Source organism: Arthrobacter sp. KBS0703, assembly GCF_002008315.2.
GTDB lineage: Bacteria > Actinomycetota > Actinomycetes > Actinomycetales > Micrococcaceae > Arthrobacter.
Window position 1 is genome coordinate 370905 of the sequence record NZ_MVDG02000001.1, and the last position, 15777, is coordinate 386681.

General features: G+C 67.7%; 14 protein-coding genes and 1 pseudogene. 8 read left to right on the forward strand and 7 right to left on the reverse strand.

Features of this window, described 5'->3' with window-relative positions; all coding sequences use genetic code 11:
- The first annotated feature begins 149 nt into the window (after window positions 1–149).
- Complete coding sequence (locus B1A87_RS01715) at window positions 150–584, forward strand: VOC family protein (RefSeq protein ID WP_078027306.1); 435 nt, start codon at window positions 150–152, stop codon at window positions 582–584.
- Window position 585: 1 nt separating this feature from the next.
- On the opposite strand, the gene B1A87_RS01720 is transcribed toward B1A87_RS01715, so the two are convergent.
- Window positions 586–1017 carry a VOC family protein gene (locus B1A87_RS01720; RefSeq protein WP_078027305.1) on the reverse strand — a complete coding sequence of 144 codons (432 nt, stop codon included), beginning with the start codon at window positions 1015–1017 and terminating at the stop codon, window positions 586–588.
- Between the two features lie 91 nt (window positions 1018–1108).
- Window positions 1109–2242 (reverse strand): SLC13 family permease, encoded by a 1134-nt coding sequence (locus tag B1A87_RS01725; protein WP_078027343.1) that lies wholly within the window; start codon window positions 2240–2242, stop codon window positions 1109–1111.
- Window positions 2243–2361: 119 nt separating this feature from the next.
- Between B1A87_RS01725 and B1A87_RS01730 the strand changes: the two genes are divergently transcribed.
- From B1A87_RS01730 to B1A87_RS01755, 6 genes and pseudogenes are all read left to right on the forward strand, one after another.
- Window positions 2362–3747, forward strand: coding sequence for a cystathionine beta-synthase (locus B1A87_RS01730; protein WP_078027304.1), 1386 nt, complete (start codon window positions 2362–2364; stop codon window positions 3745–3747).
- A 13-nt stretch (window positions 3748–3760) separates the two neighbouring features.
- A complete protein-coding gene (locus tag B1A87_RS01735; RefSeq protein WP_078027303.1) occupies window positions 3761–4924 on the forward strand; it encodes a cystathionine gamma-synthase in 1164 nt (387 codons plus the stop codon).
- Between the two features lie 62 nt (window positions 4925–4986).
- The gene (locus B1A87_RS01740; protein ID WP_260680593.1) at window positions 4987–5544 is read left to right on the forward strand and encodes a helix-turn-helix domain-containing protein; all 558 of its coding nucleotides are present in this window, start codon (window positions 4987–4989) and stop codon (window positions 5542–5544) included.
- A pseudogene (locus B1A87_RS01745) lies at window positions 5541–6934 on the forward strand (MFS transporter); the annotation flags it as partial. The gene B1A87_RS01740 and the pseudogene B1A87_RS01745, both read left to right, overlap by 4 nt.
- Window positions 6935–7138: 204 nt before the next feature.
- Window positions 7139–8542, forward strand: a complete 1404-nt coding sequence (locus B1A87_RS01750) for a glycosyltransferase 87 family protein (protein ID WP_078027301.1) — start codon at window positions 7139–7141, stop codon at window positions 8540–8542.
- Window positions 8539–9345, forward strand: a complete 807-nt coding sequence (locus tag B1A87_RS01755) for an SDR family oxidoreductase (protein WP_078027300.1) — start codon at window positions 8539–8541, stop codon at window positions 9343–9345. Before B1A87_RS01750 ends, B1A87_RS01755 begins: the two co-directional genes overlap by 4 nt.
- A 34-nt stretch (window positions 9346–9379) precedes the next feature.
- Here the strand turns inward: B1A87_RS01755 and B1A87_RS01760 are convergent, their stop codons facing one another.
- The 5 genes from B1A87_RS01760 to B1A87_RS01780 form a co-directional block, all read right to left on the reverse strand.
- Window positions 9380–9916, reverse strand: a complete 537-nt coding sequence (locus tag B1A87_RS01760; protein ID WP_078027342.1) for an isoprenylcysteine carboxylmethyltransferase family protein — start codon at window positions 9914–9916, stop codon at window positions 9380–9382.
- A gap of 102 nt (window positions 9917–10018) precedes the next feature.
- Window positions 10019–11239, reverse strand: coding sequence for an acyl-CoA dehydrogenase family protein (locus B1A87_RS01765; protein WP_078027299.1), 1221 nt, complete (start codon window positions 11237–11239; stop codon window positions 10019–10021).
- A gap of 9 nt (window positions 11240–11248) precedes the next feature.
- On the reverse strand, window positions 11249–12778 hold the full coding sequence (locus B1A87_RS01770) for an APC family permease (protein WP_078027298.1): 1530 nt from the start codon (window positions 12776–12778) through the stop codon (window positions 11249–11251).
- A complete protein-coding gene (locus B1A87_RS01775) occupies window positions 12775–13986 on the reverse strand; it encodes a glutathionylspermidine synthase family protein (RefSeq protein WP_078027297.1) in 1212 nt (403 codons plus the stop codon). Before B1A87_RS01775 ends, B1A87_RS01770 begins: the two co-directional genes overlap by 4 nt.
- The gene (locus B1A87_RS01780) at window positions 13987–14637 is read right to left on the reverse strand and encodes a Tat pathway signal protein (protein ID WP_078027296.1); all 651 of its coding nucleotides are present in this window, start codon (window positions 14635–14637) and stop codon (window positions 13987–13989) included. It lies immediately after the preceding gene.
- 178 nt (window positions 14638–14815) lie between these two features.
- Between B1A87_RS01780 and B1A87_RS01785 the strand changes: the two genes are divergently transcribed.
- Window positions 14816–15469 (forward strand): MOSC domain-containing protein, encoded by a 654-nt coding sequence (locus B1A87_RS01785; RefSeq protein ID WP_078027295.1) that lies wholly within the window; start codon window positions 14816–14818, stop codon window positions 15467–15469.
- Window positions 15470–15777 lie beyond the last annotated feature (308 nt).

Sequence of the window (15777 nt, forward strand, 5' to 3'; positions counted from 1 at the left end):
AATCATCGTCCCACGGACCGCTGACACCGCGGGCCGCCGCTGCCGGCGGACCTTGGAATCAGGCCTTATCCCGCGAGGTGCGGAGGACTACAATCCCAGGTGTGGCGCGGGGCCGCCGCGCCGTCCCTTCGAACTGTCAGGTGAGTGCAATGGGTGGAGTGGTGCATTTCGAAATCCCCGCGGACGATCAGGACCGGGCGAGAAACTTCTACAGCCAGGCCCTCGGCTGGCGGATCGATCCCATGCCGGAAATGGACTACAACGTGGTCATCACCACCCCGATGGACGAAAAGACCGGCCGGCCCACCGTGCCCGGAGCCATCAACGGCGGCATGATGGCCAGGGAAGGCGACCTGACCACTCCGGTCATCACGGTAGACGTCGAGGACATCGACGCCACCCTGCGGGCGGTCGAGCAGCTCGGCGGTTCCACGGTGAAGCCGAAGGATGCCATCCCGGGCATGGGTTTCTACGCCTACTTCAAGGACACCGAAGGCAACGTCATGGGACTCTGGGAGAACCTTCCGGCCGGAGAAACCGGAGAAACCGGAGAAACCGGAGCCGCGGAGGGCGCAACGGGCTGAGCTACTCCTCGCCGAAGCGCCCGCGGGCCGCCACCGGGATCAGCGGCTTCTGGGCACGGACCTTCAGTTCCTGCACGGCCCAGGTGTTGCCGTCCGGGTCGCTGAACCCGAAGAACGTGCCGCCGTCGCGCTCGTCAAAGACGGTTATCTCGCTGGCCTCCACTCCCCGGCCGAGCAGTTCGTCGCGCGCGGCCCGGGCGTCCGAAACCACCAGCTGAAGTCCGCGCATGGACCCGGGCGCCATCTCGTTCTGCGACGGGAGATCGCCGATGACGATCGAGCAGCCAGAGCCGGGCGGCGTCAGCTGGACCACATGCATGTGTTCGTTTTTTGTGTCGTGGTCAAGGTTGAAGCCCACCTTGTCGCGGTAGAACTCCACGGCGCGGCCGATGTCGCTCACCGGGAGCAGCACCACTTCGAGGGTCCAGTCCATGGCAGGGTTCCTTTCGTCGAAGCTGATGGAGGATGCGTTGTCAGCTTGCCGTGTCGGCGCCGCCCTTGGCTAGAGTGCCCGGGCCAAGAATTCAGGGCATCCCGTTGCACAGCCAGAGCGCAAGCACTGCCAGCGGCAGCGCCAGCAGGACCACGACGACGCCGGCCAGGGCGAAGCCGCCCCACCGGACCCGCAGGTTGAGGGTCTGGAGCCGCTCGTGCCACAGCAGTGTGGCCAGCGAAGCCCACGGCGACACGAGCGGCCCGAGGTTGACTCCGATAAGCAGGGCTGCCAGCCGCAGCGGGGACCCGGCCACAGGCTCCAGGGCCAGGTACGCGGGAAGATTGTTGGCGACGTTGGCGGAACCGGCTCCCAGCGCGGCCAGCCGCAGCAGCTCCGGGAAGGCCTCGCCCGATCCGGCCGCCGGGGCCAGCGCCTGCGTGAGGCCGTGCGAGTGCAGGGCCTCGACCACCATGAACAGCCCTGCAGTCAGCATGAGCGGGCGCCACGGCAGCATGGACCAGCGCAGCGCGGAAGGGCGGCGCCACAGGAACAGCACCAGGAGGAACGCTGCCGCGGCCAAGGCGGGAATCGCCACCGGGACGCCGGAAACAAGCGCCGGGAGCAGCACGAGCAGTGTTCCGCCGGCGGCCCGCAGCAGTGTCCGGTCCCGCACCCAGTGCGCCGGCTGCGGGCCGTAGCGCCCGCGAAGGTCCTTGCGGAACGCCAGCCACAGCAGCAGGGCGGGCACCAGGACGCCCACCAGCGAAGGTGCCCACATCAGCCCGGCAAAACCCAGCGGAGTCAGTGAAAGCCTCCCCTGCGCGAGCAGGTTGGTGAGGTTGGAGACGGGCAGGAGCAGCGACGCCGTGTTGGCCAGCCACACCGTGCTCAAGGCGAACGGCAGCGGAGGGATCCTGGCATGGACCGCCAGGAGCACCACCACCGGGGTCACCAGCACGGCGGTGGTATCCAGCGACAGGAACGCGGTGGCGACGGCGGACAGGGCAAGCACCAGCAACCACAGCAGGAAGACGCTGCCCCGGCCCAGCGCGGCGATGCGGTCTGTCACCACCCGGAACAGCCCGGCGTCGTCCACCAGTTCGGTGACCACCGTCATCGCCAGCACAAAGGCGAGAACGGGAACGGTGCGTCCGGCCATCTGCTGGAACGAATCCCACGGCAGGAACCCGGCGGCGAGCGCTCCGGCGCCTGCAGCCAGCATGAAGCCGGGCAATAGGTAACTCCGCAGGTTCTTCGGCAGGTGCGGGGGCTTCACCGCATAATCTTCGCACCGAAAGGTGCCAGGAGGACCGCATGCGGTCAAGACGGTAAGTTGTACCCATGAAGTACGCCCAGTCCGTCCTGGACCTTATCGGCAACACCCCGCTGATCAAGCTCAACCACGTCACCGACGGCCTCAAAGCCACTGTCCTCGTGAAGCTGGAATACGTGAACCCCGGCGGTTCCATCAAGGACCGCATCGCGGCCAGGATGATCGAGGAAGCCGAGCGCGACGGCAAGCTCAAGCCCGGCGGCACCATCATCGAGCCCACCTCGGGGAACACCGGCGTCGGCTTGGCCCTCGTGGCCCAGCAAAAAGGCTACAAGTGCATCTTCGTCGTGCCGGACAAGGTGGGCGAGGACAAGCGCGCGGTGCTCCAGGCCTACGGCGCCGAAGTGGTGGTGACCCCCACCGCCGTCGCCCCTGACAGCCCGCAGAGCTACTACGGCGTCTCGGACCGCCTGGTCACCGAGATCCCCGGTGCCTACAAGCCGGACCAGTTCTCCAACCCCGCTGCGCCGCTCAGCCACTACGAAACCACCGGACCCGAGATCTGGCGGGACACCGACGGCAAGGTCACGCACTGCGTCATCGGAGCCGGGACTGGCGGGACCATCACCGGCACCGGCCGCTACCTCAAGGAAGTCTCCGCGAACCGTGCGGAGTCCGACGGCGGCCGGGTCAGGATCATCGGGGCGGACCCCGAAGGCTCTGTCTACTCGGGCGGCACCGGGCGCCCGTACTTCGTCGAAGGCGTGGGCGAGGACATGTGGCCCGCCAACTACGACAAATCCGTTCCGGACCAGGTCATCGCCGTCAGCGACGCCGATTCCTTCGCCATGACCCGGCGGCTGGCCCGCGAGGAGGGCCTGCTGGTGGGCGGATCCTCCGGCATGGCAGTCGTTGCCGCCCTGCGGACCGCGCAGGACCTTCCCGAGGACGCGGTGGTGGTGGTGATCCTGCCGGACTCCGGCCGCGGGTACCTCGCCAAGATCTTCAACGACCAGTGGATGCGCTCCTACGGCTTCCTTTCCGGCGGCGAGGAAGCGTCCGTGGGCGAGGTCATCAAGTCCAAGACCGGCGAACTGCCGGACCTGGTCCACATCCACCCCAACGAGACCGTCCGCGACGTCATCAACATCATGAACGAGTACGGCGTCAGCCACATCCCTGTGCTGTCCCAGGAGCCGCCCGTGGTGATGGGCGAGGTCCTGGGCGCCGTCGATGAGCGCACCCTGACGGCCAAACTGTTCCGCGGCGAGGCGAAGCTGACGGACAAGATCGCCGAGCACATGGGTGAGCGGCTGCCGGTGATCGGCTCGCTGGAAACCATCTCGGCGGCCCGTGAGCTGCTGTCCGACGTCGACACCGTGATGGTGACGTTTGTCGGCGCCCCCATCGGCATCCTGACCCGCCACGACCTCCTCGCGTACCTCAGCAACTAGTCCAAGGAGCCCCATGTCAGTCTCTGAAAACCAAGGTTTCAACACCCGCGCCGTCCACGCCGGACAGGCCTTCGAGCCCCGCACCGGCGCCGTGGTGCCGCCGCTCCACTTCAGCTCCACGTACGCCCAGGACGGCATCGGCGGCCTCCGCGACGGCTACGAGTACGGCCGTGGCGGCAACCCCACCCGCGACGCCCTGCAGGAGCAGCTCGCCGCACTGGAGGGCGGCACTCACGCCTATTCGTTCAGCTCCGGCCTGGCGGCCGAGGATTCGCTGATCCGTGCCCTCACCCGGCCGGGGGACCACATCGTCCTCGGCAACGACGCCTACGGCGGCACCTACCGCCTGATCAACCGTGTGCTGGGGGACTGGGGCATCGGCAACACCCCCGTGGACATGTCCGATCTCGCGTCCGTCGCCGCGGCGGTGGCCGCGAACAAGACCCGTTTCGTGTGGGTGGAGACCCCTTCCAACCCCATGATGAAGATCACCGACATTGAGGCTCTCGCCAAGGTGGCGCACGACGCCGGCGCCCTCCTGATCGTGGACAACACCTTCGCGTCGCCCTACCTGCAGACCCCGCTGGCCCTGGGTGCCGACGTCGTGGTCCACTCCACCACCAAGTACATCGGCGGCCACTCCGATGTGGTGGGCGGCGCGATCGTGGTCAAGGACGCCGAACTCGCGGAGAAGATCGGCTTCGTGCAGTTCGCCGTTGGCGCCGTGTCCGGGCCGATGGATGCCTTCCTCACCACCCGCGGCCTCAAGACGCTGGGCGTGCGCATGGACCGCCACAGCGACAACGCCCAGGCCGTGGCCGAATGGCTGCTGGAACGCCCCGAGGTGGAGGCCGTGCTGTACCCGGGACTGCCCTCGCACCCCGGCCACGACCTTGCCAAGAAGCAGATGAAGAAATTCGGCGGCATGATTTCGGTGCAGTTCAAGGGCGGCGAGGCTGCGGCGCGCACCGTCGCGGAAAATACCTCCGTCTTCACCCTGGCCGAGTCGCTTGGCGGCATCGAGTCCCTCATGAACTACCCGTCGGAGATGACGCACGCTTCCGTGAAGGGCACCGAGCTGGCCGTCCCCGTGAACCTCATCCGGCTTTCGTGCGGCATCGAAGACGTTGAGGACCTCATCGCGGACCTCGAGCACGCCTTCACGTTCATCAAGTAACGGCGGACCGCTCCAACGCATCCCCTCTGGCTTTCTTCAAGAAAGTCAGCTAGCCTCGGTGTATGGCACTCCGTTCTGACTGGTCCCAGCGCAACTGCAGCATGGCCCGCGGCCTCGATATCTTCGGCGACCCGTGGGGCATGCTGGTGCTGCGCGAGGTGTTCTTCGGCAACGGCCGCTTCGACGCCATGAAGACGTGCCTCCAGGTGGCGGACTCGGTCCTCACCCGCCGGCTCGCCGCGCTCGTGGAGTCCGGACTGCTGGCCAAGGAACCGTATGACGACGGCGGCCGCACCCGCCAGGAGTACGTGCTCACCGCCAAGGGCGAGGACGCCCTGCCGGTGCTGAACGCCGTCGTGATCTGGTCCGAAAAGCACCTCCCGGCGCCATCCGGCCGCGCCCACATGTACGTCATCCATTCGTCCTGCGGGCAGCGGACCGGTTCCGCGGACACCTGCACGGAGTGCGGTGAGCGGCTCACGGCGGAGAACACCAGCTGGCACAGCCTGACCCGCACCGAGGACCCGGTGCCGCTGGCAACCGCCCGCGAACGCCCCGAACGCGCGCAAGCAGACACCCACCTTATGGACTCACCCGGACACAAAGGAACAGCCGCATGAGCAACCCCGAGGCGACCGCCGCCCGCAACGACGAAGACCAAGAGGCAGCGATCCCTCCGGGCCCGTCCCGGAAGCGCCGCCTGCATCCCGCATGGATGGTGGCCGCGGTGGCGTTCCTGGCGCTCGTGGGTGCGGCGGGCTTCCGTGCCGCGCCCGGCGTGCTTATGGTGCCGCTCCAGCAGGAGTTTGGCTGGTCCACCACGGTCCTGTCCGGCGCCGTCAGCATCAACCTGGTGCTGTTCGGCCTGACGGCACCGTTCGCTGCGGCTCTTATGGAACGGTTCGGCATCCGCGCCGTCACTGCCGTCGCGCTCGTGCTGATCGGGGCCGGCAGCGCCCTGACGGTGCTGGTCAACCAGTCCTGGCAGATCCTCCTCACCTGGGGCCTGCTGATCGGGCTGGGCACCGGCTCCATGGCGCTGGTCTTCGCGGCGACCATCGCCAACACCTGGTTTTCGAAGAGCCGCGGCCTGGTGATCGGCATCCTGACGGCCGGGAGTGCCGCGGGCCAGCTGGTCTTCCTGCCGTTCATCGCGATGCTGGCCCAGGATCCGGGCTGGCGGCAGGCATCCCTGCTGATCGCCGCCGGCGCCCTGGCAGTGGTTCCGCTGGTGCTGAAGTTCCTGAAGAACTCGCCGGCCGACGTCGGGGCGTTGCCTTACGGCTGTCTCTTATACACATCTAGATGTGTATAAGAGACAGCCGCCGCTGCTGCTTCCCACGCTGCGCCGGCCGCCGCGGGTGCCGCCGAACCGAGCCGCAACGCCGCCGTCCGTGCGCTGCAGGTCCTCAGGCGCGCCAGCAGGATTCGCACGTTCTGGGCGCTCGCGGCGGCTTCGCGATCTGCGGCGCCACCACCAACGGACTGATCGGCACGCACTTCATCCCGTCCGCGCACGATCACGGCATGCCGGAGACCACCGCGGCGGGACTGCTTGCCGTCGTCGGGATCTTCGACATCCTGGGCACCATCGCCTCCGGCTGGCTGACGGACCGCTTCAACCCGCGGATCCTGCTGGCCGTGTACTACCAGTTCCGCGGGATCGGGCTGCTGGTGCTGCCGCTGCTGCTGCTGAGCGCCACCGTCCAGCCCAGCATGATCGTGTTTGTGGTGATTTACGGCCTCGACTGGGTGGCCACCGTGCCGCCCACGGCCGCCATCTGCCGCCAGGTGTTCGGTGCCGACGGCAGCGTGGTGTTCGGCTGGGTATTTGCCGCCCATCAGCTTGGCGCAGCCGCGGCCGCGCTTGCCGCCGGAGCCATCCGCGACGCCACCGGCCAGTACACTTACGCCTGGTTCGGCGCGGCCGCGATGTGCACCATCGCAGCCATCATCAGCGCCACCATCCGCAAGGACGCCGGGAAGCGCCGGTCCGCGCCGGTGGCAGCCGGTGCGGCGTCTCTTATACACATCTACGTACGGCCGCGGCGTGAGGTTCGGCCGCGTCCGCATCCGCGTGCGTCGTTGAGCGGATGGATCGGGGCGCTTCGGTAGACTTGCCGCAGCGCCCTTGCGGGTGCTGGTCCTGCGGCATGACGCGACGTGCGTCCCGGAGGCTAAACCACACAGGTTCACGCATCTGGGGGACAGTGAATGGCTCTGCTTGACGCCCAAACAAAAAACAAGGCCCAAACAGAAGATACGGCCCTAACGCAAGATGCCACGGCCGCCGGCCCGCACGAAGGGTCCGGGGCAGGCTCCGCGGGGCTCCTTCGAAGGCCATGGGCGACGGCAGTTGCCGCCGAAATCGTCACCCTGCTGGTCGTCGCCGCGGCTGCCATTTTCATCGCCTCGCGGCTTGGCGCGTGGGGCAAGGAAGGCCTGGACTTCAGCGTTTACTGGCTCGCCGGCAAGATCCTGAACGAGGCCGGCCTGGCGCCGTCGGGGCTTTACAGTCCGACCCTGCAATGGGCAGGTGGCCCGGAGCTTGCCTTCACGTACCCGCCGTTCGCTGCCCTTGTATTCAGCCTCCTCGCCTTGCTGCCCCAGGCGTCAGCCCTGTTGCTCTTCAACGTCGGGGGAGTGGCGGTTTCGGCTTGGGTCGCCGCTTTGGGAGTCCGGTTCTGGAACGGGAATTCCGGCTGGCGCGGGACGTTTGGTCCGTCCGCCAGGCGCTCCCTGCGGAACCGGGTAGGCGCCGTGGTGCTGCTTCTGGCCATCATGAATCTCGGCCCGTGGCGGGAGACGCTGGTGTTCGGCCAGATCAACATCCTGCTCCTGGGGCTGGTGGCGGCGGACCTGCTGGCCGGCAACCCGAAGTGGCGCCGCGGGCTTCCAGGCAGCGGCTTTCTGGTGGGCGTCGCGGCCGGGATCAAGCTGACACCTTTGGCCTTCGGCCTGTACTTCCTGATGCGCAAGGACTGGCGCGGACTGCTGAACATGGCCGCCGGCTTCGCGTCCACGGTGCTGCTGGGCTGGCTCATCCGCCCTGCCGAGTCCCTGCAGTTCTGGCTCCAGATGCTGCCCGACACCTCCCGGCTAGGCGGCGCCGGCTACGTGGACAACCTGTCCATCAAGGGTGCGCTGCTCCATTTCGGCGTTCCCGAGGCAGGGGTCACCGTGCCCTGGCTGGCACTGAGTCTGCTGGTGGTGGCCCTGGGAGCAGCCGTCATCAAGGCTGCCAGCGACCAGGGCGCCAGGGTGCTGGCCATTTCCGCCACCGCGCTCACGATGCTCCTGATCTGCCCCGTCTCGTGGTCCCACCACTGGGTCTGGATGGCCGGCGTGCTTCCGGCCTTCGCATGGACCCTCCGCGAGACGCCACACAGCCACCGCATGACGCGCTGGCTCATGGGAGGGATCCTGGGCGCATCCGTCATGGTGTTCCTCTTCTCTCCCAAGGTCATCGGCACTCTGTTCGGGGCCGAAAACCTCAACGTCCAGACGCCCGGGCTGTGGATCATGGCCTCCAGCACCGGCGTGTTCTGTGCGCTGGCGATCCTGGCCTGCTGGCTCGTGGTGCTGCGGCGCGGCTCGCTGACGGAGCTGCCGGCATGAGCCTGACGCCCGAGCCTCTGGAGGCCGAACATTTGCAGGCCCCGCCGATCGAGCCCCAGCGCAAGACCGCCCTGGTGACCGGCGTCGGCCGCCTGGCCGGTATCGGTGCCGGCATCGCGCGTCAGCTCGCGGCGGACGGCTGGGACCTGGTCCTGACGTACTGGCAGGGATTCGATGCCCGCATGCCTTGGGGAATCCAGCCGGACGACGTCGAACGGCTCACCTCGGAGCTGGAGGCCATCGGCGCCAAGGTGATTTCCCTGCCCGCGGACTTCCAGGATCCGGAGGCCGTGGACTGGCTGATGGCGAACGTCGCCGAACAGGCGGGCATCATCCAAGGCATGGTGCTCAGCCACGCGGAGTCCGTCGACTCGGGAATCCTGGACACCACGCTCGAAAGCTTTGAGCGCCACTTCGCCGTCAACACCCGGGCCAGCTGGCAGCTGATCGCCGCCTTCGCGCGGCAGGCAGCGGACGACGGCGGCGCGATGGTCGCGCTGACCAGCGACCACACGGCGTTCAACCTTCCGTACGGCGCCTCCAAGGGTGCGCTGGACCGGATCGTGATTGCCGCCGCCAGGGAGCTTGGCCCCATGGGGATTTCCGCCAACGTGCTGAACCCCGGGCCGGTGGACACCGGCTGGATGACACGGCAGGTCCGCGAGGAGCTGACCCGGCGCCAGCCCGGAGGCCGGCTGGGGACACCTGCCGACGTTGCCGGGATGGTGGCCTTCCTGCTGTCCCCGGCGGGCCGCTGGGTCTCGGGCCAGCGGATCAAGGCCGACGGCGGCTTCTCGGCCTGAGCGCCTTGCCGCCCGTCCTGCAGCGGCGCGGAGCCTACACCCGTCCGGAAACGGGCCGCCAGGGCGTGCGCCGCGGAACCCAGCGGGGGACATTTTCGCGGTACACCTGGTACTCAGCACCGAACTTCTTGGCGAGCGTGGGCTCCTCATAGAACTTCACGAAGGCCGCGACTGGGCCAGCACCCAAGGCGGCGGCCGCGAACAGCTTGGGCTGTCCGAGCAGCAGGCCCTGCCCGGTGACGGCGGCGGCGATCGCCACGTACATCGGGTTCCGCACGTACCTGTACAGGCCTCCCACCACCAGATGCTTGGGCGGCGCAAACGGCGCCGGGGTGCCGACGCCTTCCACGGCGAAATGGACGAAGGAATTGGCGATCACGGACGCGCCTGCCCCCAGCATTAGGGCCCCGACGAGCTGGGCGGGTGCCCCGCCGGGCACCGGCCGCTGCACTCGCCAGCGTGTCAGCAGCCACGGAACCAGGCCCGCGGCCGTCGCCGGTGCGAGGGCGAACACTGCCGTGCCGACCGCCGCCCGCCGCCTCTCACTTTTCGTATCCCCGGAAGCTGCCATGCTGGCCATTCTGGACCGCGGCGGTGGCGGGGACAAGGGGCGGATCCTCCGCTGGTTGAGCTTGCCGGAACCAGGCGGGGGCAAGGGCACCCGGCCGGAACGCTACCTGAAGGCGGGCAATCCCGTGATGTGCTGGCCGAGGATCAGCGTATGGACCTCGTCCGTCCCCTCGTAGGTGCGCACCGACTCCAGGTTCGCGGCGTGCCGCAGCGGCGAAAAGTCCAGGGTGATGCCGTTTCCGCCCAGGATGGTCCGGGCTTCGCGGGCCACCTTGATGGCTTCACGGACGTTGTTCAGCTTGGCCAATGAAATCTGTTCGGGCCGCAACCTGCCGGCATCCTTGAGCCGGCCCAGGTGCATCGCCAGCATAGTGCCCTTCTGGATTTCCAGCAGCATGTTCACCAGCTTCTCCTGCGTGAGCTGGTAGCCCGCCAGCGACCGGCCGAACTGCTGCCGCTCCGCCGCGTAGTTCAGGGCCGCCTCGTAGGAGTCGCGGGCCGCGCCCATGGCTCCCCAGGCGATGCCGTACCGGGCCTCGTTGAGGCAGGAGAACGGCCCGCTGAGTCCGCGCGCGCCCGGCAGCAGCGCCTCCGGTCCCAGCAGCACGCCGTCGAACGTCACGTCGCACTGAACGGAGGCGCGCATCGACAGTTTCTGACCGATGGGCGCGGCGCTGACGCCGGCGGTGCCGGCCGGCACGAGGAAGCCGCGGATGCCGTCGTCGGTCCTGGCCCAGACCACCATGACGTCGGCAATGGAGGCGAGTCCGATCCAGCGCTTGGAGCCGTCCAGGATCCAGCCGGCGTCGGCGCCGGTGCCGTCCTGACGGGCGAAGGTGGCCATCGACGACGGGTCCGAACCGGCCGTCGGCTCCGTGAGCGCGAAGCAGCCGATCACCTCACCCGCCGCCATGCGGGGGAGCCACTCCTCCTTCTGGTCCTCCGAACCCCATCTGTGGATCGCGGTCATGGCCAGCGATCCCTGAACGGAGACGAACGTGCGGATGCCGGAATCGCCGGCCTCCAGCTCCATGGCTGCCAGGCCGTACTCGACGGCGGATCGCCCCGGGCAGCCGTAGCCCTCCAGGTGCATGCCCAGCACGCCGAGCTCGCCAAGCTGCGCCGGCAGATGCCGCGGAAAAATGCCTTGGTCGTACCACTCGGCGATCTCCGGGCGGATCTGCTGGTCGGTGAAGTCGCGGATCCGCTGCCGGAGGAACAGCTCATCGGGAGTCAGCAGTGAATCGAGGTCCAGGACGTCGGAGGGGTCGGGGAGCCCGAACTCGGCCGTGGCTGCGGCGGGGTCAAGGTCGTCGTTGCTCATGGCAGCATCCTACGGCGCAGTATCTGCGGGACGGGGGTAGACCTGCTGCGTGCCCAGGAAGTAGTCCCGCGTGGACGGCAGGAACCGGCACACCACGGCCAGCACCGCGCCCAGCGCCAGGAGCACCACGCCGCTGACAAAGGCCCCGCCGACGCCGAAGATCTGCGTGTCCCCGTACGCCGGATCCCACATCTGTGCCGCGGAGACAAAGAAGGCCGCGGTCAGGATCAGGGCCCCGAGCAGCGGCAGGACGCCGCGGAACCACAGATTGCGGGCGGACCCGCGAAGGGTGCCACGGAAGTACCAGACGCACGCGTAGCCGGTAAGGGCGTAGTAGAACGCGATGAAGAGGCTGATGGAGCTGATCGAATCGGACAGCAGGTTCTCGCTCAGGAAGCTCATGGCCACGTAGTAAGCGATCGCTGCGCCGCCCATTACCTGCGTGGAAAAACCGGGCGTCTGGTTGCGCTCGTGGACTTCGGCGAACTTCGGCGGCAGGGCGCCGTGGACGCCCATGGACAGCGTGCCGCGCGCAGTGGGCAGGATGGTGGTCTGCGTGGAGGAGAGCACGGAGGCCAGGACCGCGACGACGATCAGCCACCCCCACGGTCCCAGGACCACGTCCTTCATGGCCAGGAAGACGTCGGCCTGGTTCTCGCTGTTGCCCAGCCCGATTCCCTCCGTGCCCACCGTGGCGTACATCATCACCAGGAGGGCCACGGAAACGTAGATGGCCACGAGGACGAAGGCAGAGATCACGGCGCCGCGGCCCGGGGTGGTGGACGGGTTCTCGGTTTCCTCATTCACGGCCAGGCAGGTGTCCCAGCCCCAGTAGATGAACAGTGCCAGGAGGGCGCCGTGCACCACCGCGCCGGGATCGGCAAAGGCGCCGGCGGGGTTGAACCACTCGATGTCGAAGGCCTGGCCCTCCGGGGTCCCGCCGGTGATCCTGAAAATGATGGCCACGGCGAAGATGCCCAGCGAGATGTACTGGACGTAGGTCAGGACGCGCTGGACATGTTCGCCCAGCCGGATCCCGCGGTAGTTGACCAGGGTCATGAAGAGGATGAACACCACGCCCGTGGCCGTCACCACGAGCTTGTTCTCGGCGATCGAGCCGTCGCCGATGAGCAGCCACAGGTATTGCCCGGCCACCTGGGCGAGGTTGGCCAGGACCACGATGCCGGCCAGCGCCACGCCCCAGCCGCCCAGCCAGCCCGCCCAGGGGCCGAACGTGCGCCGGGCCCAGATGAAGGTGGTGCCGCAGTCCGGCATGGCGCTGTTGAGCTCGCGGAAGGCGTATGCGATGAACAGCACCGGAATGAAGCCCAAGAGCAGGATCAGGGGTGTGTAGTTCCCGTTCACGGCCACGATCAGCCCCAGCGTCGCGGCCAGGGAATAGACCGGAGCGGTAGAGGCCAGTCCCAGCATGACGGAGTCACCCAGGTCCAGGATCCCGGCGTGCAGTCCCTTGGAGGGCACGGGGTCGCGGGACCGGCCCCCGGTGCCGCCTCCCGCCGTCGTGGTTCCGGTGCTCATAGGGCGATACCTGCCTTGCTGGAGTGGGCCTGGACGCTCAGGGGTGCCGGCGCGTCAATGGTGTTGGGGACGAAGCGGCAGAAGTAATCGGTGATGGGGCCGTCGGATTCGCGGATGCCGCAGCCCACCGACTCGCCGTCCACCACCCACAGGCCGAGGACCGGATGGTTGCCGTCGAAGTCCGGGAGGGAGTGGAACTGCTGGTAGCACCAGCCCTCGCGGCCGTACCCGCCCGGCTGTTCCATGCTGATGCCCTCCGCGTGGATCCTGATGTTGTCCCCCTCGCGGCCGTGCAGCGGCTTGGCCACCCACTCCTTCAGCGGGCCGGGCTCATTGAGATACGCAGGCAGTAGGTTCGGGTGGTCCGGATACAAGTGCCACAGGGCGGCCAGCAGGGCCTTGTTGGAGAGGAGCATCTTCCAGGCCGGTTCCACCCAGCGCGGATTGTGGGCGCGCTGGAGCAGGCGGTGGCCGAACGGCTCCTTCATCATCAGCTCCCACGGGTACAGCTTGAAGATGGTGCTGATCATGAAATTGTCCAGGTCCACGAAGCGGTTGAGGCTGGGGTCCCAGCCGATGTCGGACATGTTGATGCCGATGGTGGTCCAGCCGGCCTGGCTGGCCACGTCCCGCATGTAGGCCGCCGTCATCCAGTCTTCCCCGGATTCCTCGGCTTCGGAGTGCGCAATGTGCAGGGTGCTCATGCCGGTGCGGTACTGCAGCTTCTTCCACTGGCGGATCAGTGCCTCGTGGATGCCGTTCCACTGGTCCTTCTCCGGGAAGACGTCCTGCAGCCAGAACCACTGGGCCACCGCGGCCTCAATCAGCCCGGTGGGGGTGTCCGCGTTGTATTCGAGCATCTTGGCCGCGCCGCCCTGGCCGTCATAGACGAAATCGAAGCGGCCGTAGATGTCCATGTCGCCGGCCTGCAGGGATTCCGCCGCCAGCTCAAGGGCCTGCGGTCCGATGCCGACGGGCCCCATGGCGCCCGTTGCCAGGAACTTCGCCGCCTCGAGGCACATCGCGTGCATTTCCTCGGCGGTCTGTTCGAGGGCTTCCACCTCGTCCATGGTGAACTCGTAGTAGGCGGATTCGTTCCAGTACTCGATCTTCTTGCCGCCGGGCAGGGCGGTGGTGGAGAAGACCAGTCCCTGCTCCTCGATTTTCTGTTTCCAGTCCGGCCGGGGCTCCGACAGTAAGCGCTTCACCTAGCCACCCGTGCTTCCGCCCTTGGAGCTGCTGCCGAAGCCGCCCCTGCTGACCGTGCCGCCCTTGGTGCTGTAGCCCGTGGACGTCTTGGCGCCCTGCGGCACCGTTTTGGTGAAGCTCGGATAGGCCGAGCGGTTCTGCCCCACGGCCGGAACGCTGGCGCCGCGGGAATAGAAATACCACGCGTAGAGGCCGCCGCTGCGGCCAGCGGTGCTGTTGCACTGGGTGTCCTCCACCCGCTCGCCGGTTTCGTCGTTGAAGCAGACCTGCGCGTAGTCGGCTTCCTGTTCGTTGCTCGCCACGATCGCGGTGATGGTGCCGGCAAGCAGTGCTGTCACACCCAAGCCGACGACGACGGTGCGGCGCTGCGACCGCTTTTTCCTCGCCGCCGCGGAGGCCAGTTCGCGCTCGCGCTCCCGGGCGAAGGGGTCGATGATGGGACTCGGCTGGGGGAGGTCCTGGGTTTGATTGCCGTTGGCCTGCGGGCCCTTGCCTTGTTGACCCTCGTCCTGTTGGCCCTGGTTCAGCAGCTCAGGGTGAAGCTCCGGCTTGGGTACCTGCCAGGGCGGCGGCTTGGCGGGCCCGGCGCCGGACGCGTTCTCGCCGCGGCCCCCGCCGGGTTCCTGCTGCGGGTCCTTCTCCGGGTCCATGGTTCCCCCTGCTGTTCCATGCTGTTGAGCGCCTGCGCTCGCGGGCCAGTGAAATCCTGCAGCAAGCCTAGTAGCTGCATGCTCGGGCGGCGAACAAAATCGGACAGGACGGCCCATTGGCAGGACTCCTTCCCGGCAGGTCAGGGCACCGGGAACGCCGAGAACCTAGACTGTTGCCATGGACACCGCCACTCTGCTTGCCGTCTGCCGGGTACACCAGCTCCTTCCTGATGAAGGGAGCGTTGGCGTCACGGCCATTGACAAGCGCCCGGTGGACGGACCGGTGAAGGTGCACAAGCTGGGTCTGCACGGCGACATCCAGGCCAGCCGCATCCACCACGGTGGCGAAGACCAGGCGCTGTACGCCTATTCCCAGGCCGACGCCGATTACTGGATCGGCGAGCTGCAGCGCGAACTGCCGCCCGGAATCTTCGGCGAAAACCTGAGGGTGGCCGGCATCGAGACCACCGGCGCGGTGATCGGTGAGCGCTGGAAGATCGGCCTGGATGTCGAAGTCGAGGTCACCTCGCCGCGCGTGCCGTGTGCTGCATTCCAGCGGCGCATGGGGGAGGCCCAGTGGGTCAAGCGCTTCACCGAGGCGGGCCGCGTGGGCACGTACCTCCGGGTGATCCGGACCGGCTCGATCCAGGCCGGCGACCACATCCACCGGCTGTTCGTTCCCAGCCACGGGGTGACAATCGGCCGGTGGTTCAGCCAGCCGGACGTCGAAGCCATGGAGGCCCTCCGGGACGCCGACGCGGACGGCGAGATCCGCCTCCAGCCCGAGTACCACGACGAATTCGAGAAGCTGCTGCGCCGGGTGGGAAGCTAACCCCTCCCAGCTTTGGGTATTTCTGCACCGCTTTCGGCAGCCCCGGTGCCGGGGAACCCTGGGTTGGCGCGGAAGCCGGATCCAGCGGCGCCGGAAAACGGTGCAAATCTGCGGCGAATCCGCTGAAGCACGGCCGAAAACGCGGGTTGGCCGCCGCCCGTGTGTGCAAGCTCACCGCCGTCTGAGGCGCCCCGGTTACCCAGGCGCGGATCTATGCCCTACACTTGAAATATCCCCCACTCCGGAAATCCCTTATTCCTGCCCAATTTTTGAGGCAGGACTGGCAAGTGTTGGAGTCCGCAAATGTG

Coding starts and splice junctions, on each gene's coding strand:
- B1A87_RS01715 (WP_078027306.1), top strand. CDS start 150: ATGGGTGGAGTGGTGCATTTCGAAATCCCCGCGGACGATCAGGACCGG.
- B1A87_RS01720 (WP_078027305.1), bottom strand. CDS start 1,017: ATGGACTGGACCCTCGAAGTGGTGCTGCTCCCGGTGAGCGACATCGGC.
- B1A87_RS01725 (WP_078027343.1), bottom strand. CDS start 2,242: ATGCTGGCTGCAGGCGCCGGAGCGCTCGCCGCCGGGTTCCTGCCGTGG.
- B1A87_RS01730 (WP_078027304.1), top strand. CDS start 2,362: ATGAAGTACGCCCAGTCCGTCCTGGACCTTATCGGCAACACCCCGCTG.
- B1A87_RS01735 (WP_078027303.1), top strand. CDS start 3,761: ATGTCAGTCTCTGAAAACCAAGGTTTCAACACCCGCGCCGTCCACGCC.
- B1A87_RS01740 (WP_260680593.1), top strand. CDS start 4,987: ATGGCACTCCGTTCTGACTGGTCCCAGCGCAACTGCAGCATGGCCCGC.
- B1A87_RS01750 (WP_078027301.1), top strand. CDS start 7,139: ATGGCTCTGCTTGACGCCCAAACAAAAAACAAGGCCCAAACAGAAGAT.
- B1A87_RS01755 (WP_078027300.1), top strand. CDS start 8,539: ATGAGCCTGACGCCCGAGCCTCTGGAGGCCGAACATTTGCAGGCCCCG.
- B1A87_RS01760 (WP_078027342.1), bottom strand. CDS start 9,916: ATGGCAGCTTCCGGGGATACGAAAAGTGAGAGGCGGCGGGCGGCGGTC.
- B1A87_RS01765 (WP_078027299.1), bottom strand. CDS start 11,239: ATGAGCAACGACGACCTTGACCCCGCCGCAGCCACGGCCGAGTTCGGG.
- B1A87_RS01770 (WP_078027298.1), bottom strand. CDS start 12,778: ATGAGCACCGGAACCACGACGGCGGGAGGCGGCACCGGGGGCCGGTCC.
- B1A87_RS01780 (WP_078027296.1), bottom strand. CDS start 14,637: ATGGACCCGGAGAAGGACCCGCAGCAGGAACCCGGCGGGGGCCGCGGC.
- B1A87_RS01785 (WP_078027295.1), top strand. CDS start 14,816: ATGGACACCGCCACTCTGCTTGCCGTCTGCCGGGTACACCAGCTCCTT.